The organism is Archangium violaceum Cb vi76 (assembly GCF_000733295.1).
GTDB classification, from domain to species: domain Bacteria; phylum Myxococcota; class Myxococcia; order Myxococcales; family Myxococcaceae; genus Archangium; species Archangium violaceum.
This window is the reverse complement of record NZ_JPMI01000225.1, coordinates 1-462: the sequence shown is the minus strand read 5'-3', so window position 1 is coordinate 462 and position 462 is coordinate 1. Positions and strand designations below refer to the sequence as shown.

The 462-nt window shown below is 71.6% G+C and carries 1 pseudogene; it reads left to right on the top strand.

The window, feature by feature from the left end:
• A pseudogene (locus Q664_RS52850) lies at nucleotides 1–462 on the top strand (Tox-REase-5 domain-containing protein); the annotation flags it as partial.

Here is a 462-nt window from a genome sequence, read left to right as displayed (position 1 = left end):
ACCGAGGCGCTGCGGCGCGAGGACAGCACGCCCCTGGCGGAGCTGGGCCTGGGGAGGGACCCGCTCAACGCCGCGCTGGATGGAGCGCAGGACGCCCTGGCGGAGATGACGCTGGCGCTGGCTCACACCGTGCTCCACCCCATCCGCACACTGGAAGACCTGGGGCAATTGCCCACGACGGTGGCGTACCTGATGGCCAACTCGCCCGAGTACTTCGCGCGCTACGGGGCCATGTCGCGCGAGGACCAGATACGCGAGGCGGCGCGCCTGTCCACGCACCTGGTGCTGATGCTCGGAGGCGCGCGGGCGACGGTGGGACGCATGGGCGGGCTGGGGTCGGAAGTGCCTGTGTTGTCGCTCACGGCCCGGGGAGAACTGGTGCTGGGCGAAGCCGTGGTGGCGGGCCCGGCGGGTACGGTGGGCGTGGACCTGGGTGCCTTCTCCATCCTGCATATGGCGGGG